This window comes from Roseibium sp. (assembly GCF_039982295.1).
Taxonomy (GTDB): domain Bacteria; phylum Pseudomonadota; class Alphaproteobacteria; order Rhizobiales; family Stappiaceae; genus Roseibium.
Genome location: NZ_JBDWYP010000092.1, coordinates 278,299 through 297,181 on the forward strand (window position 1 = coordinate 278,299; position 18,883 = coordinate 297,181).

Consider the following 18,883-nt stretch of genomic DNA (forward strand, 5'->3'; position numbering starts at 1 on the left):
GGTCGGCGCTTTCCCATGACTGAGCCCGCACAAACTGCAAGGGTCGTGTTCCAGCCCAGCGGACGGCGGGGCACCTTCCCGATCGGCACGCCTCTTCTGGATGCGGCCCGCTCACTCGGGGTCTATGTCGAATCTGTCTGCGGCGGGCGCGGCATTTGCGGCCGGTGCCAAATCTCCGTTTCGGAAGGTGCGTTTGCCAAGGAGGCCCTGACAAGTTCGGCTGACCACCTTGGAGACGAAAGTGAGGCGGAAGCCCGCTATCGTTCCTTGCGCAACATGCAGGCCGACAGAAGGTTATCCTGTCAGGCGAAGATCCTCGGCGACCTCGTGGTGGATGTACCGACCGATGCGCAGACCAACCGGCAGGTCGTGCGCAAGCGCGCCGAGGCCAGGGCAATCAGCCCAAGGTCCGCTCTTTCCCTCGTCACCGTGACGCTTGCAGAACCAGATATGGAAACACCTCGCGGTGACGCGGACCGACTGCGTGACGCCGTTCGTGACAAGATCGCACACGATCAATTATCGAGCGATTTTATTACGATAGATCCGTTTCTTCTTCCAGAGATTCAAAAAATTCTGCGTCAAGGAAAGTGGTGTGTAACGGCCGCTGTTCATCGTGATGGTGACGCCCCGGCGACCATTGTTGCCATTTGGACGGGCGAAAAGGCGACCACCTACGGGCTCGCCGTCGACATTGGTTCAACGACCATTGCGGCCCATCTTTGCGACCTAGCCACAGGCCGAACCGTATCCTCCGCAGGCACCTCCAATCCGCAAATCCGCTTCGGCGAGGATTTGATGTCGCGGGTCTCCTACGTTCAGATGAACCCGGCACGACTGCCCGACCTGACGCGCACAGTACGCGAGGCGGTCAACGCCCTGATCGGGAAACTTGCAGCGGACGTCGGTGCCGAGCGAACGGACATTCTGGATGCCACCTTCGTTGGCAATCCGGTGATGCATCACCTGTTCCTAGGCATAGACCCGGTCGAACTTGGCGGCGCGCCCTTTGCCCTGGCCGTTTCAGATGCGCTCCATCTCAAGGGCCGGGATCTGGATCTTGAAATGAACCCGGGCGCACGCGTCTACATGCTGCCCTGTATTGCAGGTCATGTGGGGGCGGACGCGGCCGCCGCGACCCTGGCCGAAGCTCCCGGCTCGGGCGACGAGATCATGCTGCTGGTTGATGTGGGCACCAATGCCGAGATCGTTCTCGGCAACCGGGAGCGTCTGCTGGCGGCCAGCTCACCGACAGGCCCAGCCTTCGAAGGCGCCGAGATATCGTCTGGCCAACGGGCAGCGCCCGGCGCAATCGAACGCATTCGCATCGACAGGGATACGCTGGAACCGCGTTACAAGGTGATCGGTGTTGACGAGTGGTCGGATGAAGAAGGCTTTGCCGAGAAGGTCGATCAGGTCGGCGTGACCGGCATCTGCGGGTCAGGCATCATCGAGGCGGTGGCGGAAATGTTCCTCAGCGGCCTGATCACTGAAGACGGCGTCATTGACGGCGCGATGGCTGCGCGAACGCCGCGCATTATAGCCACCGGGCGAACCTTCTCTTATTCCATTGCCTCGGATGGCATCGAAATCTCAATTCAGCAAACGGATATTCGAGCGATCCAGCTTGCGAAGGCTGCGCTTTATGCCGGCGTCAAACTCCTGCAGGACAAGCTGGGCACCAATCGCATTGATCGCATCCGGCTGGCAGGTGCCTTTGGCAGCTACATCGATCCGAGCTACGCCATGGTGTTGGGCCTCATCCCCGACTGTCCACTCGACGGCGTGTCGGGTGTCGGAAATGCGGCGGGAACGGGCGCTCGCATGGCGTTGCTCAACACCGACCATCGCCGCGAGGTGGAAAAAACCGTGCGCGAGATAGAGAAGATCGAAACGGCACTGGAGCCGAAATTCCAGGAGCATTTCGTCAACGCGATGGCCCTTCCGAACAAGGTCGACCCGTTCGAACACCTGCGCGCTGCGATGTCATTGCCCGAACGCCGCGCAACGTCCGGGGACAACGGCACGCCCAGACGCCGCCGTCGCCGCCAGAGCTAGCTGACCGCTGTTAGCCACCTGCACGCGCACTCACCGGTCAAAATCATCGTATTGCCACATGCGTTGCTGTCTGAGCTTTTCGCCGATCAGGCAGTCATAGGGCTTTTGAAACAAGAGCTGGGCGCGCCAGACGCGTGGCACCGACAGGTCGTACCCGATCTCCAGCACCAGTTTGCGTCGGACAGCTTCGGCAAATTGATCCCAGGCATTCACCGGGACCACGAAGCTGCCGGGCCCGCCGATCACGCAGCGGCGATAGTATTCGTCGAGATCATCGATGTTGAACTGCGACCCAAGGCCGCCACGCGTCATCATCGGCAAGCCATTGATCGTAATACCCTGCGTCAGCGCCTCATCGCGCGCCTCGGTCACCGGAAGCCCCTGATTGTTCGGACCGTCGCCAGAGATATCGATCACGTGGCGATCCGCCAGATAAGGCAAGCTTTCGAAAAGGCTGGCGCCATGCCGGATCGCCCCGGAAATCGACGTCCGCCGCGCGCCTGCGCTGTTCCCTTCCAACAGCTGTGCTGCGATCGCCTCCGCGTCAGCCGGGCTTTCTATCAGCGTCCAGCCGAGGATTTCACGGGAATGAAAATTGCCCGCCCATTCGAACATCGTGACGGCAATCCGGCGATAGGCACCCTGACCGATCGCCCTGATGACTTCCGGGCTGGCAATAGCCGATGCGTAGCCTTGCCGCTGAATCCGGAGTTCTTCGTAGGACATTGAGCGTGAGACATCGACGGCCAAGACAAGTGCGACGTCGATACGCTCCTGCGCCTTGAGCGGCAGGCACGCAAAAAGCAAGGCAGAAATCATGGCGCCGGCAACCGGCTTCAACGCACGGATGTATCCCATTGGCACAAGGTACATCAAATTGGCGCGCTCCCCTAGGCTCGACCCTTCCAGACCTGCCTAAAGATCGCACTTGACCTGCTCAAATTGGCGTTACAGCCAAAAACCGACGTAAAACGAGCTAGCCCCGACGGCGGCTCCTGCGTGGAGTTGCACCGTTTTCTGCGGCCTTGTTTGGTGGTGACACCAACGGACCGATACGCTCTATGACATCTGCCACAGTGGGGCGGTCAGTCTTCTCATGACTATCCAGGGCGCCACGCATCGCAGCAAGATGCGCGGCCGAGGTGCCACAGCAACCGCCAATGATACGCGCACCTGCGTCGACCGCCAAGCGCACATAGTCGGCCATCAGATCCGGCGTTCCCGAATAGATCAGATCCTTGCCGCTGATCTTGGGAATGCCGCAGTTTCCCTTGGCAACCACGACCGCATCCGGATCGGCTTCAGTAATCTCCAGGATCGCCGCGAGAAGGTCGGAGGCTCCAACGCCACAATTCGAACCGATCGCAACAGGCGTGCAGGAAAACTCCGAGCGCAAATCGTTAAGGCCCTTGGGCGGCAGCCCCATCATGGTCCGGCCAGCGGTGTCAAAGCTTGCAGTGATGACAAGCGGCACACCCTTGTCCTTCGCCGCTTCGCTAGCTGCCTTCATTTCTTCGACCGCCGACATGGTCTCGACCCACAAGACATCGACACCCGCCTCGACCAATGCATCCATCTGCTCGGAAAAGGCCTCAACCGCGTCTTCATAAGTCAGGGCTCCGAGCGGCTGAAACAACTCTCCGGTTGGCCCGACCGATCCACCGATCAAGACATCGCGATCAAACTCAGCGGCCGCTTCACGCGCTCGCTCAAAGCCCGCCATGTTCAACTCACGCACCCGGTGGGCGTCGTTGCTGAGCTTGAGCCGGTGCTTGTTACCGCCAAAGGTGTTGGTCAGGATGATATCCGCACCGGCGTCCAGGAAACCCTTGTGCATCGCCCGGATCTTGTCAGGCTCGTCCACGTTCCAGAGCTCAGGCGCGTCGCCGGACTGAAGCCCCATGCCGAACAACGTCGTGCCGGTTGCACCGTCGGTAAGAAGAATGCCCTTCTCTGCCAGATGCTCTTCCAGTTTGGACATTTGAGTGCCTCTCTTTATATTCAAGCGTCAGTCGGCGAAGGCATGAGCAAGGTAGCAATAGCGGCGACTTGATCTTGTGAACCCGGCCAAGCCAACGCAAACATCACCCTGTCGATCATCCTAGCTGCGCGGCTTCAGATTTTCCGGATCATAGAGCGGCTTATAGCCAACGGCGACCACTTCGACCGGATAAGTCTCCGAGAAATACTCAACCTCCAGCTTCCTGCCAATCTGACAATAGCCATGGGGCAGATAGGCAAGCGCGATGTTCTTGCCAATGGTCGGCCCATAGGCAACGGAGGTCGTGTAGGACAGACGCCCCAGCTCATCGACAAGCGCTTTTCCGGTTCCCGGTTCCATGACCGGCATCGCCCCGACCGGGTAGCGCTGAACACCGCTGGCGTCCGTGTTTTCGCTCATGACAAGAGTGCAAAGCATGGCCGGCTGATGTTCTCGCGCCTTGTACTCGACATGTTTTTCCTTGCCGCGGAAGTCCGCCGCCTTGACCTTGGGTCGGGCTAGGTCGCTTTCCATGAGATTGTATTGCGTCAGAAGATCGGCGTTTTGCAGACGCAGGCTCTTTTCCATGCGTCTGGAGTTGGCATAGGTCTCAACACCGACAGCCATGATGCCCAGCGCCCGCAACGCATCCCAGACAGCCAGGCCGTCTTCATACTTCATGTGAAGTTCCCAGCCCTGCTCACCAACATAGGACAGCCTGAGCGCGGTCACCGGCTTGCCGGCAATCTCGATCTGCCGGATCGCCGCGAAGGGGAAATTTTCCGGATCAAGCTGAGCCGGATCGGCGATAGCCTTTTTCAGGTTTTCACGCGCGTTCGGACCCCAGATGCCGATGGTCGTGAACTGCTCGTTCACATCGGTCACGGTGACGTCGAACCCCTTGTCCGCTGCGACACGCTTTACGTAATGGTAGTCGCGCGGGCCCGCGTCAGCACCATCGATCACGCGGCAGCGATCCTCCATCCGGATCACGGTCAGATCGGCACGGACCATGCCCTCGTCATCAAGGAAGTGGGTGTAGATGCCCTTGCCGATGTTGCCGTCTCCGCCGATCTTGGCGGCGCAGAGCCATTCCATCAGCTCGACATGATCCGGACCTTCGACATCGAACATGTAGAAGTGAGACAGGTTGATGAGGCCGCAGTCTTCGCTCAGTGCCAGGTGCTCTGCATTTGAGACAGGCCAGAAGTGGCGGCTGTCCCACTCGTTCTCTCGAACCGGCACCTTGTCGGCATACTTTTCAAGGAGATGTTCGTTGGCTGCATATCCATGAGCGCGCTCCCACCCGCCAAGTTCCATGAAATAGCCGCCAAGTTCCTTCTCGCGCTCATAGAAAGGTGAGCGCTTGATGTTGCGGCTCTTGGCATAGGGTTCACGTGGATGGATCGCCGGGAAGTAGATTTTCTGCGCGGCTTCGTAACAGCGGTCCTCAATATAGCTCTCTGTCAGCTGATGGTCATAGAAGCGGGAATAATCGATTGTGGCGTGGTCGATTTCAGTACGACCGTCAGTGATCCAGTCAGCGATCAGCTTGCCATATCCCGGTCCATCCTTGACCCAGATCGCGATACAGTACCAGAGCCCGCGCACCTTCTGGCTCTCGCCGCAAGATGGGCCGCCCGCTGCAGAGACCTGAAGCAGGCCATTGAAGGAATGGCTTTCGTTATAACCGAGCTCAGCAAGGACAGGCGTCAGTTCCATGGCACGCTCAAGCGGCTCGATGACCTGGTCCATTTCCAGATCCCGCTGGGATGGCGACAAGCGCGCTTCTTCCTTGGACTGAAGATCGCGGGGATGGCACATGCGCGGGTTGGTCGGCTCGTAGTAACCCCACTCGATCTGGCCGCCTTCGGTTGTCTTCGGGTCGCCTGTGTCGCGCATGTAGGCTGAGTTACCCTGGTCGCGCAGAAGCGGATAGCCGATGTCCTTGCCGGTGCCTTCAAACTCATTGTAGGGACCGAAGAAGGTCAGCGGATGATCAACCGGCATCACCGGCAGGTCCTCTCCGACCATATCGGCAATCATGCGTCCCCAAAGTCCGGCACAGACAATGACGTGATCTGCCTCGATCGTACCGCGATGAGTTACAACGCCCTTGATCCGGCCGTCCTCGACCAGGAGGGATTGCGCGGGCGTGTTCGCAAAGGCTTTCAGCTTGCCGTTTTTTTCGCCCTGATCCACCAACTTGCCCGCAACCGTCTGCGAGCGCGGAACAACTAGACCCGCATCCGGATCGAACATGCCGCCCTGGACCTGATCTTCCTCGATCAAGGGGAACATTGCCTTGATCTCGGCCGGATTGACCAGACGGACGTTGGTGCCGAACGCCCTGCCGGACGTCACTTTGCGCTTGATCTCTTCCATCCAGGCGTCATCGCCCGTGCGTGCCACTTCTAGTCCGCCGACGCGTGCGTAGTGCCCCATTTTTTCGAAGAAATCGATGGAGTACTGCGTTGTCCAGACGGAAAGGTAGTCATGGCTTGTCGTGTAGCAAAAGTCTGAGGCGTGGGCCGTCGAACCAATGTCAGTCGGGATACCGGACTTGTCGATTCCGACGATGTCGTCCCACCCACGTTCAATCAGATGGTGCGCGACGGACGCACCGACGATTCCACCAAGACCGACGATGACGACTTTTGCCCTGTCAGGAAATGCTGACATTTTTCAATCCTTTTGCATGTTCTCAGGCAACCATCTGCCGCCGAGCGAAAGGGCTTCATTTAAGAAACAAACTAGGCAGTCGGATGCGCATGAATTGGCCCCGGACCGACATCTCCTGTTCTCAAGCCGCCATTGCAGTTTTCACGCCTGGCCCCGGGTCCAGACACTTCCTGCCCCGCTGACATTTGAACGATGCCGCTTTTGAGGTAGGAAAAGACGGAACAAAGCTTCGGCACTTGGTCGGTCCACGTCAGGATGACCATGAACAAGTGCAACAAGCGCGATCAAGATGCCCAGGGAGCCCCACATGACCGACCAGGCCGATCCAGACCTTTCAGCAAACGCCACGCCTCGTGCGTCGGGCCGCAGAGGACGATCAGCGCGAAAGGAACGTCGCCAGTCGGGCTCGGGTCAAATCTTTGCTCCATACCTCAGCCGAAACATCCCTGTTCTCGAATACCTGAGTGATGAGGGCTGCGAAAAGATCGAGGCCCAAACCGATCGCATCCTTTCTGAAATCGGCCTGGAATTCAGGGACGACCCCGAGATACTTCAGATATGGAAAGAAGCTGGCGCAGAGGTTTCTGGCGAACGGGTCCGTTTTCCAAAGGGAATGCTGCAGGAGCTGATCAAGACAGCTCCCGCCCAGTTCACCCAACACGCACGAAATCCGGCTCGCAATGTCGAGATCGGCGGAAACAACACTGTGTTTGCACCGGTCTACGGCCCTCCCTTCGTCACGGACCTGGACCAGGGGCGCCGCTACGGGACGATTGAAGACTTCCGCAATTTCGTGAAGCTGGCCTATATCTCGCCGTTCCTGCACCACTCTGGCGGCACCATTTGCGAGCCTGTAGATCTGCCGGTCAACAAACGCCATTTCGACATGGTCTACAGCCATCTCAAATATTCTGACAAACCGTTCATGGGGTCGGTGACCGCACCGGAGCGGGCAGAAGATTCGGTGAAGATGGCGCAGATCGCCTTTGGTGAGGATTTTGTCGATCAGAATTGCGTGATGATCCAGCTGATCAATGCAAATTCGCCGCTTGTTTTCGACGGTACAATGCTCGGCGCGCTGAAGGTCTACGCGCGCGCCAACCAGGCCTGCATTGTATCGCCCTTCATCCTCGCCGGAGCCATGAGCCCCGTCACGGTCGCAGGAACCTTGTCGCAAGTCTTGGCGGAAGCACTTGCCGGCTGCGCTCTGACACAGCTTTTGCGCCCAGGCGCGCCGGTGGTCTTCGGTGCCTTTGTGAGTTCCATCTCCATGCAGTCCGGTGCACCGACATTCGGCAGCCCGGAAGGCACACTGCTGCTGAATGGCGCCGCCAAGCTCGCAAGACGGGTGGGCCTGCCCTACCGCTCGGGCGGATCTTTCACTGCCTCCAAGTTGCCCGATGCACAGTCCGCCCAGGAATCCGCCCATACGATCACGGCCACCGTTCAGGCAGGTGTCAATTTCTGCCTCCATTCTGCAGGCTGGCTCGAGGGGGGATTGTGTTCCTCATACGAGAAATTCATTCTCGATGCTGACCAGCTCGGCATGATGCATGTTCTGGCAAAGGGCATCGATCTTTCAGATGAAGCCATGGCCATGGACGCGCTTGAAGAAGTGGGCCCTGGAGGACATTTTCTAGGTGCCGGACACACGCAGCGCAACTTTGAAAGCGCATTCTACCGGTCGTCGATTGCCGACAACAATTCCTACGAGCAGTGGCTTGCTGACGGCCAGAACGATGCAGCACGGCGCGCCAACGCAATCTGGAAGCAGCAACTTCAAGAGTACACAGGTCCGGAACTGGATCCCGGGATCGATGAAGCGCTGCTGTCATTCATGACCGAACGCAAGGCATCCTTCCCTGACAGTAATGTTTAGCGTGTGAGAGCGTCGAGATGCTCTGGTCCACTCGCTTCACTGAGTGGTTTAACATGCTTCGCCCGGCTTGAACCGTATCTCGTTGTTCGTTCGAGATTGGCTTCAGAGCACCGCGCGTAGCGCCGCCGCTGGCGCCTTCGTGCCGCAGATCCGTCGATTTGCACGCCTTTCCCCTAAATACCGCAGGAAGACCGTTTTTCAGCACTATTTTAGAGTTTCATTTTTTCCGGATGCCCTTATTGATACTCATCCTCTTGGGGTAGATGGCTTGAACCATTATGGTGGCAACCGCGGAAGCGCTGGAGTAGTATGGATTCTAGAGATCTAAAAAGCTTCGCCTGAGGGGGGCGGTTTCAAGTTGAGGGAAACGAAGTCAGAATGTTAATAGCTTAATCTCAATAGGTTTTTGAATTAGAATTGTAGAAATCGCGTCAAGCGTTGCGGAATGAAGGTCGACTTGTGGCATCCCTTACCTCCAATATTGATATTCTAGGTTTTTCCAATCGACTGCCGGGCGCGAATTCGTCAGAAGAATTTTGGAAGCTGCTCGCCGACGGCACCTGTGCTGTCGCCTCCATCGAAGAGGAGCGCTGGCCCCTTGCACGCATGGGCCATCCGAACAAGGCAGCTCCGGGAAAATCCTACACATGGGCCGCAGGTCAGATCGATGATGTCTGGGGCTTCGATCCAGCGTTCTTTGGAATCTCGCCGCGCGAAGCCCTGCAAATGGATCCGCAGCAGCGGCTGTTGCTGCAATTGGTCTGGGAAGCCCTGGAGCATGCGAATGTCAAGCCAAGTGATTTAGCTGGCAGCAACACCGGCGTTTATGTCGGCGCGTCTTCGCTCGACTATCATCACCGTTTCCTGGTCGACACGGCAAATTCGGACATGCAGTTCATGACCGGCAACACCTTGTCGATCGTGTCGAACCGGATCTCCTATATTTACGATTTGCGCGGACCGAGCTTTACCGTCGATACCGCTTGCTCGTCCTCACTTGTCGCGCTCCATGAAGCTGTAGCGGCGCTTGAAAGCGGCCAAATCGATACCGCAATCGTTTGTGGTGTCAGCCTGCTGCTCAGCCCGTTCGCATTTGTAGGCTTTTCCCGTGCCACGATGTTGTCTCCGACCGGCCTGTGCCAGGCGTTCGACGCCAATGGCGACGGCTATGTGCGTTCTGAAGGCGGCGTGGCGATCGTCCTTCGCGCAAATCGTGCCGGAAAGCTCAAAGGGAGCCGCAGCCACGGCAAGCTGCTTGCTAGCGGCATCAATGCTGACGGCCGCACGGTTGGCATGTCCCTGCCCTCGCCCTATGCGCAGGCAGATCTTCTGCGTGAAATGTATGAAGACCTTGGCATCTCGCCGAAAGACCTTGCTTTTGTCGAAGCGCATGGGACGGGAACACGCGTCGGCGACCCGGCTGAGGCGGACGCACTTGGCAAGGTGATCGGTCAGAAACGCGATTTGGTTCTGCCGATTGGTTCGGTCAAGACCAACGTAGGACACCTGGAGCCGGTCTCCGGCCTTGTTGGCCTGCTCAAAGCCATTTTGTCCCTGAAGAACAACTCTTTCCCGAAATCGCTTCATTTCCGCGACCCCAATCCGGATATCCCCTTCGAGGAGCTCAACCTTCAGGTTGCAGCTGAAGCCGTACCTCTCGCCAAGTCGGAAACACCGCGTCTTGCCGGCGTCAATTCCTTCGGCTTTGGTGGCACAAATGCTCATACGGTGGTTGCAGATGGTGACGCCGATGAAATTACGGCTGTCAGCTGCGATCCTGCGGCGCCGCTGGTTCTCACCGCTCGCTCGAAGGAAGCGCTGAAAGAGCTGGCTGGATCCTTCCGCGATCTGATGACGGAAACCGATGACGACGGCGCAGCGCACCTCGGCGTGAGCGCGGCTCACGCTCGCGACCTCCTGTCGGAACGCCTGATTGTGCAAGGCGCGACAGGCGATGAGAAAATCGCAGCGCTGACGGCATATCTGGAAGACGATGCTGGAAGTGAAACTGTATCCGGCGACGCGATGCGCGCCGCCGATGACGTTGGATTCGTTTTTTCCGGCAACGGCTCACAATGGGCCGGCATGGGTCAGGACGCCTACCAAAAAGATGCCGTATTCCAGGAAACCTTCGAAAAAGTCGACCGTATATTCATGGGAGTTGGCGGCTGGTCGCTTCTGACGACCATGTTTGCGGAAGATCTGGAAAACGATATTGAGCGTACCGAGATCGCTCAGCCATTGCTGTTCGCGATTCAGGTCGCAGTCGTGGAATCCTTGCGAAGCCGCGGCGTTGAAGCAGATGCCGTCGCAGGACATAGCGTCGGCGAAGTGGCAGCTGCATGGTGTTCAGGTGCCCTGTCGCTGGAGCAAGCTGTAACGGTGATCCACGCCAGGTCCACCGAGCAGGAAGTCGTCCGCCACCTTGGCTCCATGGCAGCGTTGCTGCTGCCGGCCGAGAAGGCCGTTTCTGCCATTGAGGCCAGTGGCTTGCCACGGTTGGAACTTGCGGCGATCAACAGCCCGCGCAGTGTGACAATTTCAGGCGATACAGATAGCCTCGATGCATTTGCCAAGTTTGCACGTAAAAACAAATGGGCGATGCGGCGCCTAAACCTTGCCTATCCATTCCACAGCGCTCTTGTCGACCCGATCAAGGAACCACTGCTGAAGAGCCTCGCGAGCGTCTCGCCGGAAACGCCCAAAACCCGCTTCTACTCTACAGTGGATACGGACGAAGAAGCACCGATGCTGGACGCTGACTACTGGTGGCGTAACGTTCGTCAGCCGGTTCTCTTTGCCGATGCGATCAGCAATATGATCGAGGACGGAATCGGTGTGCTTGTTGAAATCGGCCCCAAGGCTGTGCTCGGCACCTACATGAACGACGTGTTGCGAGGTGGCGGCAAGAAAGCCAAGGTTCTGACAAGCCTCGACCAACCAGGCAAAAATGCGAAGCCGGTTGCCAATCCTGTTGTGCAAGCCGCAAGTGGCGTTCTTGCAAGCGGGGGCAAGGTTGATCTTTCCAAGTTTGTCGGCCCTATGCCCGCGTCCCTTGCGGATCTGCCGCTCTATCCTTGGCAGAACACGAAGATCAAGCCAGAGCCGACTGCCGAACAGGTGGATTTCATCTTCGGCCAGACCTGGCCACTGCTCGGCTATCGTTTCCGAAAGGATACGGCCGAATGGTTCAACCATGTCGATGCGGATGCCATTCCTTGGCTCGCCGATCACAAGGTCGAAGAATCTGTTGTTTTCCCGGCCGCAGGCTATACCGAAATGGCGCTGCGCGCCGCTCTGCGCTGGACCAAGGGCGAGACGGTCGAACTTCGTGACCTCGACATTCTCCGCCCGATTGTGATCGAAGCTTCCGAGACATTCGAAACTCAGGTTCGAATTTCTCCGGATGACAAGGTGATCGAGATCCTTTCACGCCCGCGTTTGCAGGACGGCGATTGGGCCCTGAACGCTCGTGGCCACTTTGTATCTGTTTCCAACGACAGCCGCGCGTCCTGGATCAAGACGGGCGAAACGGTTTCATCGACCCTCGATCACGAAGAACTCTATGAAATTACGCGAAGCTTCGGCCTGGAATACGGACCGGTGTTCCGCCGTGCTGAAAAAGTCGTAACTCATGATGAGCGCACAGCCACCGTCTACCTGAAGCCACAAAGCGAAGTTCTTGCGAAGAACGAGCTTTCCCTCTGCCCGACACTTGTCGACAGCGGTTTCCATGGCCTCTTCGCGTTGCTTCAATCGGTTGAGGGCGTTCCGGAAAAAACCAGTTTCCTGCCCATTCGCATCGGCTCGCTGCGTTTGCTAAAGGCCGACACACCGCCTTCGACTGTGCGCATCAAGGTGACGAAAGCATCGCCACGCTCGATTGAGGCCAGTTTTGAGTATCTGGATGTAGAAGGCGACGTCGTTGCCCGGCTGTCCCAAACTCGCTTCCGCGCCGTGAAACTGGGGCGCGAGACGCGTCCGAACGAACTGGTTTATCGTCAGTTGGCAGCACATTTGCCGGAAGCAGATCGCCTGTCGCCGGTCGGTCAGGCAATCGGTGAAGATTTTGTCGCATTCGCTGCGGCTGGCGGCCTGACGTCCGAGACGCCACAAGACCTTTCCGACCAGACCTTGCTTGTCGAAGCGCTTGGCAGAACCATCAGCCATGAAACGCTATGGTCCTATTGCAAAGACGGCGTTCTCGACGCAAATGACCTTCTCGCAACCGAGGAATGGGCAGAAAGCGCGAAACCTCTTGCATTTTCCCTGCTCAACTGGCTCTGCGAGAGCGGTTTGGCCGAAGCATCGGAGGAAAACCGCTGGACGCTGACTGATCCGTCCGAAGGTCCAGGCGTCGACGCCCTTATGCAGACAATTGCCGTTGAAGCGTCGAGGCACATCGCCGAAGCCGCCTTGCTTGCGAGGCTTTCGAGTGATCTTCGTGAACTCCTTGCGAACGGTTTGAAGAGCACTGCTCGCGACCTTTATGCTGGCGGATTGTTCGAAGCCTACATCACAGCCTCCCCGGCAGCCCTCGCCCTGACTGGCGCCCAAAAGAAACTGGTGGCGGAACTGATCTCGGCTTGGCCGGAAGCGCATCCCTTGCGCGTATTGGTGCTCGGGGCGACCTCCCTCGACATCCCGCAAACCGTCGATGAGTTACTTGATCCGCGCCGAATGGATGCGGTCGTAACGGATGCAAGCGATGCGGTCCTGGGCCGTGCCGCTCGCCTTTGGTCTGGCAGCACATCCAGTGAATTCATCGAGTTTTCCGATGACGCCCTGTCTGAGAAGGCACCCTACGACGTTCTGATTTGCGCCTCTTCTCTTTCGGACCTTGATCAGGACCAGCGCGCTCGCCTGGCCGGTCTCATCGCCCGGGACGGTCTGCTTCTGGCCGCAGAACACCTGCCCTCACCACTGACTGACCTTCTTATGGGTGTCGGTGCGGACTGGTGGGACGATGGTGCGCTCGGCGACTTCCCTGTGTCACGTCAGGGATCCGACTGGCCCCAGTCCTTGACCGCCGTTGGATTTGAGCGTGTAGAGACTGCAGCGCTCGATAGCGCGGACGCAGAAATTGACCTTATCGCGGCGCGTTGTCCGGCGTTGAAAGCGGCCAATGACGATGTGGTCGTTGCCGATCCCGATCAGGAAACGACCGAAGCAGTTGATCAGCCAACCACCAGCTGGCTTCTTATCGCCGACGATCAGGGCCCGTCGAAAAAGCTTGCCGATGCTGTTGCATCCAGCCTTTCGAGAGATGGTGCGGCGACGCGCCTTGCTGTTCTCGGCGATGAGACTGCTCTCACCGATGACGGTATGCTCAGCATCAACTTCGATGCAGAGCTGGAGACCCTGAAGCCATTCGTCACCGCAAGCGATCTGAGGATTGTGTATCTCCTTGGTGCCTATGATGGCGACAAGGATGCGCTTTCGTCTGCCGACCACCGCATCTGGCCACTGACGAGATTGCTCAATGCCATCGGCGCCGATGATGCAGCCGTCACGGTCGTGGTGCCCGGCGGCGCTCAGGACCTTGCTGGTGGTTCTGCACACTGCCCGGCACAGACGGCGACCTGGGCTTTTGGCCGCGTGGCAATGAACGAGTTCCCCCAGGCGGGCATTCGCTTGATCGACCTTTCCCCCGACCTTGAGCCAGGCATTGCTGCCGTCAGACTGGTCGAGGAATTGCAACGTCCGAATGGCGAGCGGGAAATCATCATCGAAGGCGGCAAACGTTCCGGCTTGCGCATCTTGCAAGGTGGTGTTCTGCCCAAGGCAACCTTGCCGGCTGGCGCCGAGCCTGGAATGCGCCTGGACATCCTGCGGCAGGGGGCGCTTGACCAGCTTTCCTGGCAGGCAATAGCGCGTCCGCGCCCAGAAGCCTCGGAAGTGGAAATTGCGGTTGAGGCCAGCGGCCTTAATTTCCGCGATGTCATGTGGGCACTGGGCCTTCTTCCCGAGGAGGCACTGGAAGACGGATTTGCCGGCCCGACACTGGGGATGGAGTGCTGTGGTACCGTTGTTTCCTGCGGTCCAAACGTGACGCGCTTTCAGCCGGGCGACAAGGTGATCACCTTCGCCCCGGCCTGTTTCGCAAGCCATGTGACCGTGGACGAAAGCGGCTGTGCGCCGATGCCATCCAACGTGTCCTCCGAAGAGGCTGCGACGATCCCGGTCACCTTTCTGACAGCGTATTACGCCCTGGTTCATCTGGCCAAGCTGTCGGACAGCGAAACGGTTCTGATCCACGGCGGTGCCGGCGGCGTCGGCCTTGCGGCCCTGCAAATCGCGAAATGGCGTGGAGCCAAGGTCATCGCGACCGCCGGATCGGTCGAAAAACGCAACTTCCTCAAGCTGCTCGGCGCGGATGTTGTCCTTGATTCCCGATCTCTCGAGTTCGTCGATGCGGTGATGATCGACACCGATGGCGAGGGCGTGGATGTCGTTCTGAACTCGCTGTTTGGCGAGGCCATGGAGCGCAGCATCGAGGTTCTTAAGCCATTCGGCCGTTTCCTGGAACTGGGCAAGCGCGACTACTATGGCAACACGCGGATCGGCCTGAGACCGTTCCGGCAAAACCTGACCTATTTCGGCATTGACGCTGACCAGCTTCTGACGCGCCAGCCGGCGCTGGCAGAAGAATTGTTCAGAGATCTTGTCGGGCTTTTTGAAGATGGCACCCTGAGCCCTCTGCCGCATCGGGTTTTCGACGCCAATCGGGTCGTCGACGCGTTCCGCCTGATGCAACAAGCCGGACACATCGGCAAGATCGTGCTGCGCCCGCCGAGTGTGCCGGAGAGCTTGCCTGAAGCATCAACGCTTTCCTTCAAGGCAGATGCGACGTACGTGATTGCAGGTGGCTTCGGTGGATTTGGTGTTGAGCTGCTCAAGCGCCTGGGAGACATGGGCGCGCGGCACCTTGCTGTTCTCAGCCGTCGTGGCGACACCACCGAGGAAGCACAGGCGGCAATCGCCGAGCTTGCAAAAGCTGGTATCACCGCCCGGGCGTTTGCCTGCGACATCACCGACGAAGCTGCCATGTCTGGCGCCTTTGAGGCCATTCGCTCCGATATGCCGGAGATCCGAGGTGTGTTCCACACCGCGATGGTGCTGAATGATGTCCTGATCGCCAACCTTGATCACGACGGCCTTTCCAAGGTGCTCGCCCCCAAGGTTCGCGGGGCAGAACTCCTGGACACCCTGACGGCCAATGATCCGCTCGATCACTTCGTCCTCTATTCGTCCGCCACAACCCTTGTCGGCAACCCGGGACAGGCAAACTACGTCGCAGCCAATGGCTATCTGGAAGCGCTTGCCCGCAAGCGTAGAGCCGAAGGCCGCCCTGCCCTGACCGTTGCATGGGGTGCAATCTCGGACGCGGGGTACCTGACCCGCAACGAGGATGTGAACGAGATGCTGTCGCGCAAGCTGGGCCGCCATGCGCTGTCGGCAAAAGAAGCTCTTGATGGCCTGATGGCCTTGATGGCGCTGCCGCAAGAGAGTCTCGAGACCGCGGCTGTAGGCTATGCCCGCATCGACTGGCAATCAGCGCGCAAGGACCTTGCTCTCCTGGACACACCACTTGTCAGCCTTCTGGGCCTTGGTGATGGTGATGACGGGTCTGCTGGAGAAGGAGTCATCGACCTTCACGCGCTTCTGGAGGGAATGGACAATGTGACGGCCGCACAGACCGTTGCAAAGCTTCTCGCTGGCGAGATCGGCAAAATTCTCCGGATCGCACCGGAAGAGATCGATGCTCACAAGCCACTCTCCGAGATTGGCATGGACTCGCTGATGGCTCTGGAACTGCGGATGAGCGCGGAGCGCCAGTTGGGCATCGACATTCCGTTGATGTCGCTTGCCAACGGCGCGACCCTGATTGATCTGTCCACGCGTGTTGCCAATCGCGTGTTGGGGGAAACGGGCGAAGACACCATCTCGTCGGACAGCCGACAGCTCGCCAGTCAACATGTCGCCGATGACCGTACAGAGACCGAAGATCTTAGCGATATTGCCGAAAAGGTCGAAAGCAAGAGCCGCGAACTGGGGTCATTCCTATGACTGACAGCAAAGACAGCCCCAAGGGAATCGCCGCCGACGAGCGCGCCAAACTGATGGACAGCCTCAGATCCGGTCATCGCTCTTCGCGCCAGCGCAGGCCGGAGACCAAGACCGCCACGGCGCCTGCGCCAAAACGCAAGGCCTTTGACTTTCGCGAGCTGCCCCAGATCAAGCAACTGCAAATGCAGCGGGCTGCTGCGGACATGATGGGCATCGAAAATCCGTTCTTTCGTCCCCATGACGGTCTTGCAGCCGGAACCACCGAGATCGACGGCAAGACCTTCGACAATTTCGCGTCCTACAACTACCTCGGTCTGAACGGACACCCTGAAATCAACGAAGCGGCTGCACATGCGGTCGAGACGTTTGGGACCAGCGTTTCCGCCAGCCGAATTGTCGCTGGCGAGCGCCCTCTTCATGGCGAGCTGGAAGATGCTCTGGCGCGGGTTCATGGTGTCGAGGCTGCCATCGTCATGGTGTCCGGCCACGCGACCAATGTGACGACCATCGGGCATCTGATGAAAAAGGGCGATCTGATCCTGACCGACAGCCTGGTGCACAACTCCATCGCAGAGGGTGCTCGGCTTTCAGGTGCAACCCGGATCAATTTCGCTCATGATGATCTGAACGCCCTGGAGAAACTCCTGGCGGAAAACCGGCACAAGTTCGAAAACGTGTTGATCATCGTCGAGGGACTTTATTCGATGGATGGTGACTTCCCGGACCTGAAACGGGTCGTCAAGCTCAAGCAGTCCTATGATGCCTGGCTTATGGTCGACGAGGCCCATTCGATCGGTGTCCTGGGCGAAACAGGCAAGGGAATTGCGGAGCACTATGGTGTTGACCCCCAAGAGGTCGAACTGTGGATGGGAACGCTCAGCAAGACCTTTTCGTCCTGCGGCGGCTACATCGCCGGATCTCGGGTTCTTTGCGACTATCTCAAAGTGACAGCACCAGGGTTTGTTTTTTCGGTCGGCCTCGCGCCCGCCTTGACGGCAGCGGCCATTGCTTCCATTTCCGTCATGGAACGCGAACCTGAGCGAGTGAAAAAGCTTCAGGCCAATGGGCAGCTGTTCCTGAAATTGGCGAAAAAGGCAGGGCTGGATACCGGCCCGAGCGCGGGTTACTCGGTCGTTCCGGTGATCGTCGGCGATTCCGTTCGCGCCGCCATGTTGTCCAACAGGCTGCTGGCGCGGGGCGTAAACGCGCTGCCGATCATCTTTCCGGCAGTCGCAGAAAAGTCAGCGCGGCTGCGGTTCTTCATCACGAGTGAGCACACGAGCGAACAGATCGAACGCGCCGTCCGGATCACAGCGGAAGAACTCGCCGAGCTCTCCGGAGAAGGCAGCGCCGTCGACAAGCTTATCCGCGCGACACGCTAAACCGAGCGCTCGTACCGGCTATTTTCTAAAGCGCGGATCTTCCTCGATCTCCGCTTTGAAACCACCCATAAAGAGATCTGAAATGCGCGCCGGCAGTAGGTTTTGCAGCCGAATTCCCGTCGCCAGCACGAAAGGGAATGCGTAGAAGGCGCGTTTTCGTTCGATTGCCTTGCGCATCTTGCGCGCAGCTTTTTCAGCTGACATCTCGAAGGGCTTCGAGCCTTTGTGGCGCGCCGACATCGGTGTTGTCACGAACCCAGGGCAGATGATCGAAACATCCACGCCGAAGGGTTTCAGCCAACCACGCAGGGAATGCCCGTAGGCAATCACCGCTGCTTTGGATGCGGAGTAGCTTGGCATGTCCGGCAAGGCACGCATGCCCGCAAGCGAGGCCACCAGGACGATTTGACCACGCCCGCGCAATCGCATCGCCTCAACCACACCCGTCACCGCATTCACCGCGCCGCGGTAGTTGATATCAAGCTGTCTGTCCGCCTCGGCGTCGCCCTCACGGCTTCTGTTCGGGCCCAGCCCTGCCGTCACCCCTGCGTTGGCTATGATCATGTCGACAGGGTACCGGGAATCCAAGTCGATCAGGAAGCTGTGAAGCGCGTCTCTATCGCGCACATCAAGCGCAGCTGTTTCGACAGAACCACACCGCTCTCTGACAGCTGCGGCAAGAGCCTCAAGCTTCTCTCTGTCCCTTGCGATCAAGACCAGCCTGCGGTTTTCACGTGCCAACTCGTGCGCGAGCGCGACGCCGATACCGCCGCTCGCACCTGTCATGACAATCACGTCTTGAACATCGTGGTGCATTTTCCAGCCTTCCAA

General features: G+C 58.7%; 8 protein-coding genes. 4 read left to right on the top strand and 4 right to left on the bottom strand.

Going from position 1 to position 18,883, the window contains the following annotated elements; translation table 11 throughout:
* The first annotated feature begins 15 nt into the window (after window positions 1–15).
* A complete protein-coding gene (locus ABJZ52_RS21505) occupies window positions 16–2,058 on the top strand; it encodes an ASKHA domain-containing protein (protein WP_348186841.1) in 2,043 nt (680 codons plus the stop codon).
* A gap of 30 nt (window positions 2,059–2,088) precedes the next feature.
* Here the strand turns inward: ABJZ52_RS21505 and ABJZ52_RS21510 are convergent, their stop codons facing one another.
* The 3 genes from ABJZ52_RS21510 to ABJZ52_RS21520 form a co-directional block, all read right to left on the bottom strand.
* The gene (locus ABJZ52_RS21510; protein WP_348186843.1) at window positions 2,089–2,931 is read right to left on the bottom strand and encodes a DUF1194 domain-containing protein; all 843 of its coding nucleotides are present in this window, start codon (window positions 2,929–2,931) and stop codon (window positions 2,089–2,091) included.
* A gap of 103 nt (window positions 2,932–3,034) precedes the next feature.
* Complete coding sequence (gene bmt, locus ABJZ52_RS21515; protein ID WP_348186845.1) at window positions 3,035–4,039, bottom strand: betaine--homocysteine S-methyltransferase; 1,005 nt, start codon at window positions 4,037–4,039, stop codon at window positions 3,035–3,037.
* Window positions 4,040–4,159: 120 nt separating this feature from the next.
* Entirely contained in the window at window positions 4,160–6,721 is a 2,562-nt protein-coding gene (locus tag ABJZ52_RS21520; RefSeq protein ID WP_348186847.1) for an FAD-dependent oxidoreductase, read from the bottom strand.
* 307 nt (window positions 6,722–7,028) lie between these two features.
* On the opposite strand from ABJZ52_RS21520, the gene ABJZ52_RS21525 reads away from it, so the two are divergent.
* The 3 genes from ABJZ52_RS21525 to ABJZ52_RS21535 all read left to right on the top strand — a co-directional run bounded on the left by ABJZ52_RS21525 (window position 7,029) and on the right by ABJZ52_RS21535 (window position 18,052).
* Window positions 7,029–8,600 carry a trimethylamine methyltransferase family protein gene (locus tag ABJZ52_RS21525; protein ID WP_348186849.1) on the top strand — a complete coding sequence of 524 codons (1,572 nt, stop codon included), beginning with the start codon at window positions 7,029–7,031 and terminating at the stop codon, window positions 8,598–8,600.
* A gap of 459 nt (window positions 8,601–9,059) precedes the next feature.
* On the top strand, window positions 9,060–16,670 hold the full coding sequence (locus ABJZ52_RS21530) for an SDR family NAD(P)-dependent oxidoreductase (protein WP_348186851.1): 7,611 nt from the start codon (window positions 9,060–9,062) through the stop codon (window positions 16,668–16,670).
* Window positions 16,667–18,052 (top strand): aminotransferase class I/II-fold pyridoxal phosphate-dependent enzyme, encoded by a 1,386-nt coding sequence (locus ABJZ52_RS21535; RefSeq protein WP_348186853.1) that lies wholly within the window; start codon window positions 16,667–16,669, stop codon window positions 18,050–18,052. The genes ABJZ52_RS21530 and ABJZ52_RS21535 overlap by 4 nt, the downstream gene beginning before the upstream one ends.
* Window positions 18,053–18,070: 18 nt before the next feature.
* Here ABJZ52_RS21535 and ABJZ52_RS21540 read toward each other — a convergent pair whose 3' ends face one another.
* Window positions 18,071–18,868 (bottom strand): SDR family NAD(P)-dependent oxidoreductase, encoded by a 798-nt coding sequence (locus tag ABJZ52_RS21540; protein ID WP_348186855.1) that lies wholly within the window; start codon window positions 18,866–18,868, stop codon window positions 18,071–18,073.
* Window positions 18,869–18,883: the final 15 nt, after the last annotated feature.

Coding starts and splice junctions, on each gene's coding strand:
- ABJZ52_RS21505 (WP_348186841.1), top strand. CDS start 16: ATGACTGAGCCCGCACAAACTGCAAGGGTCGTGTTCCAGCCCAGCGGA.
- ABJZ52_RS21510 (WP_348186843.1), bottom strand. CDS start 2,931: ATGTACCTTGTGCCAATGGGATACATCCGTGCGTTGAAGCCGGTTGCC.
- bmt (WP_348186845.1), bottom strand. CDS start 4,039: ATGTCCAAACTGGAAGAGCATCTGGCAGAGAAGGGCATTCTTCTTACC.
- ABJZ52_RS21520 (WP_348186847.1), bottom strand. CDS start 6,721: ATGTCAGCATTTCCTGACAGGGCAAAAGTCGTCATCGTCGGTCTTGGT.
- ABJZ52_RS21525 (WP_348186849.1), top strand. CDS start 7,029: ATGACCGACCAGGCCGATCCAGACCTTTCAGCAAACGCCACGCCTCGT.
- ABJZ52_RS21535 (WP_348186853.1), top strand. CDS start 16,667: ATGACTGACAGCAAAGACAGCCCCAAGGGAATCGCCGCCGACGAGCGC.
- ABJZ52_RS21540 (WP_348186855.1), bottom strand. CDS start 18,868: ATGCACCACGATGTTCAAGACGTGATTGTCATGACAGGTGCGAGCGGC.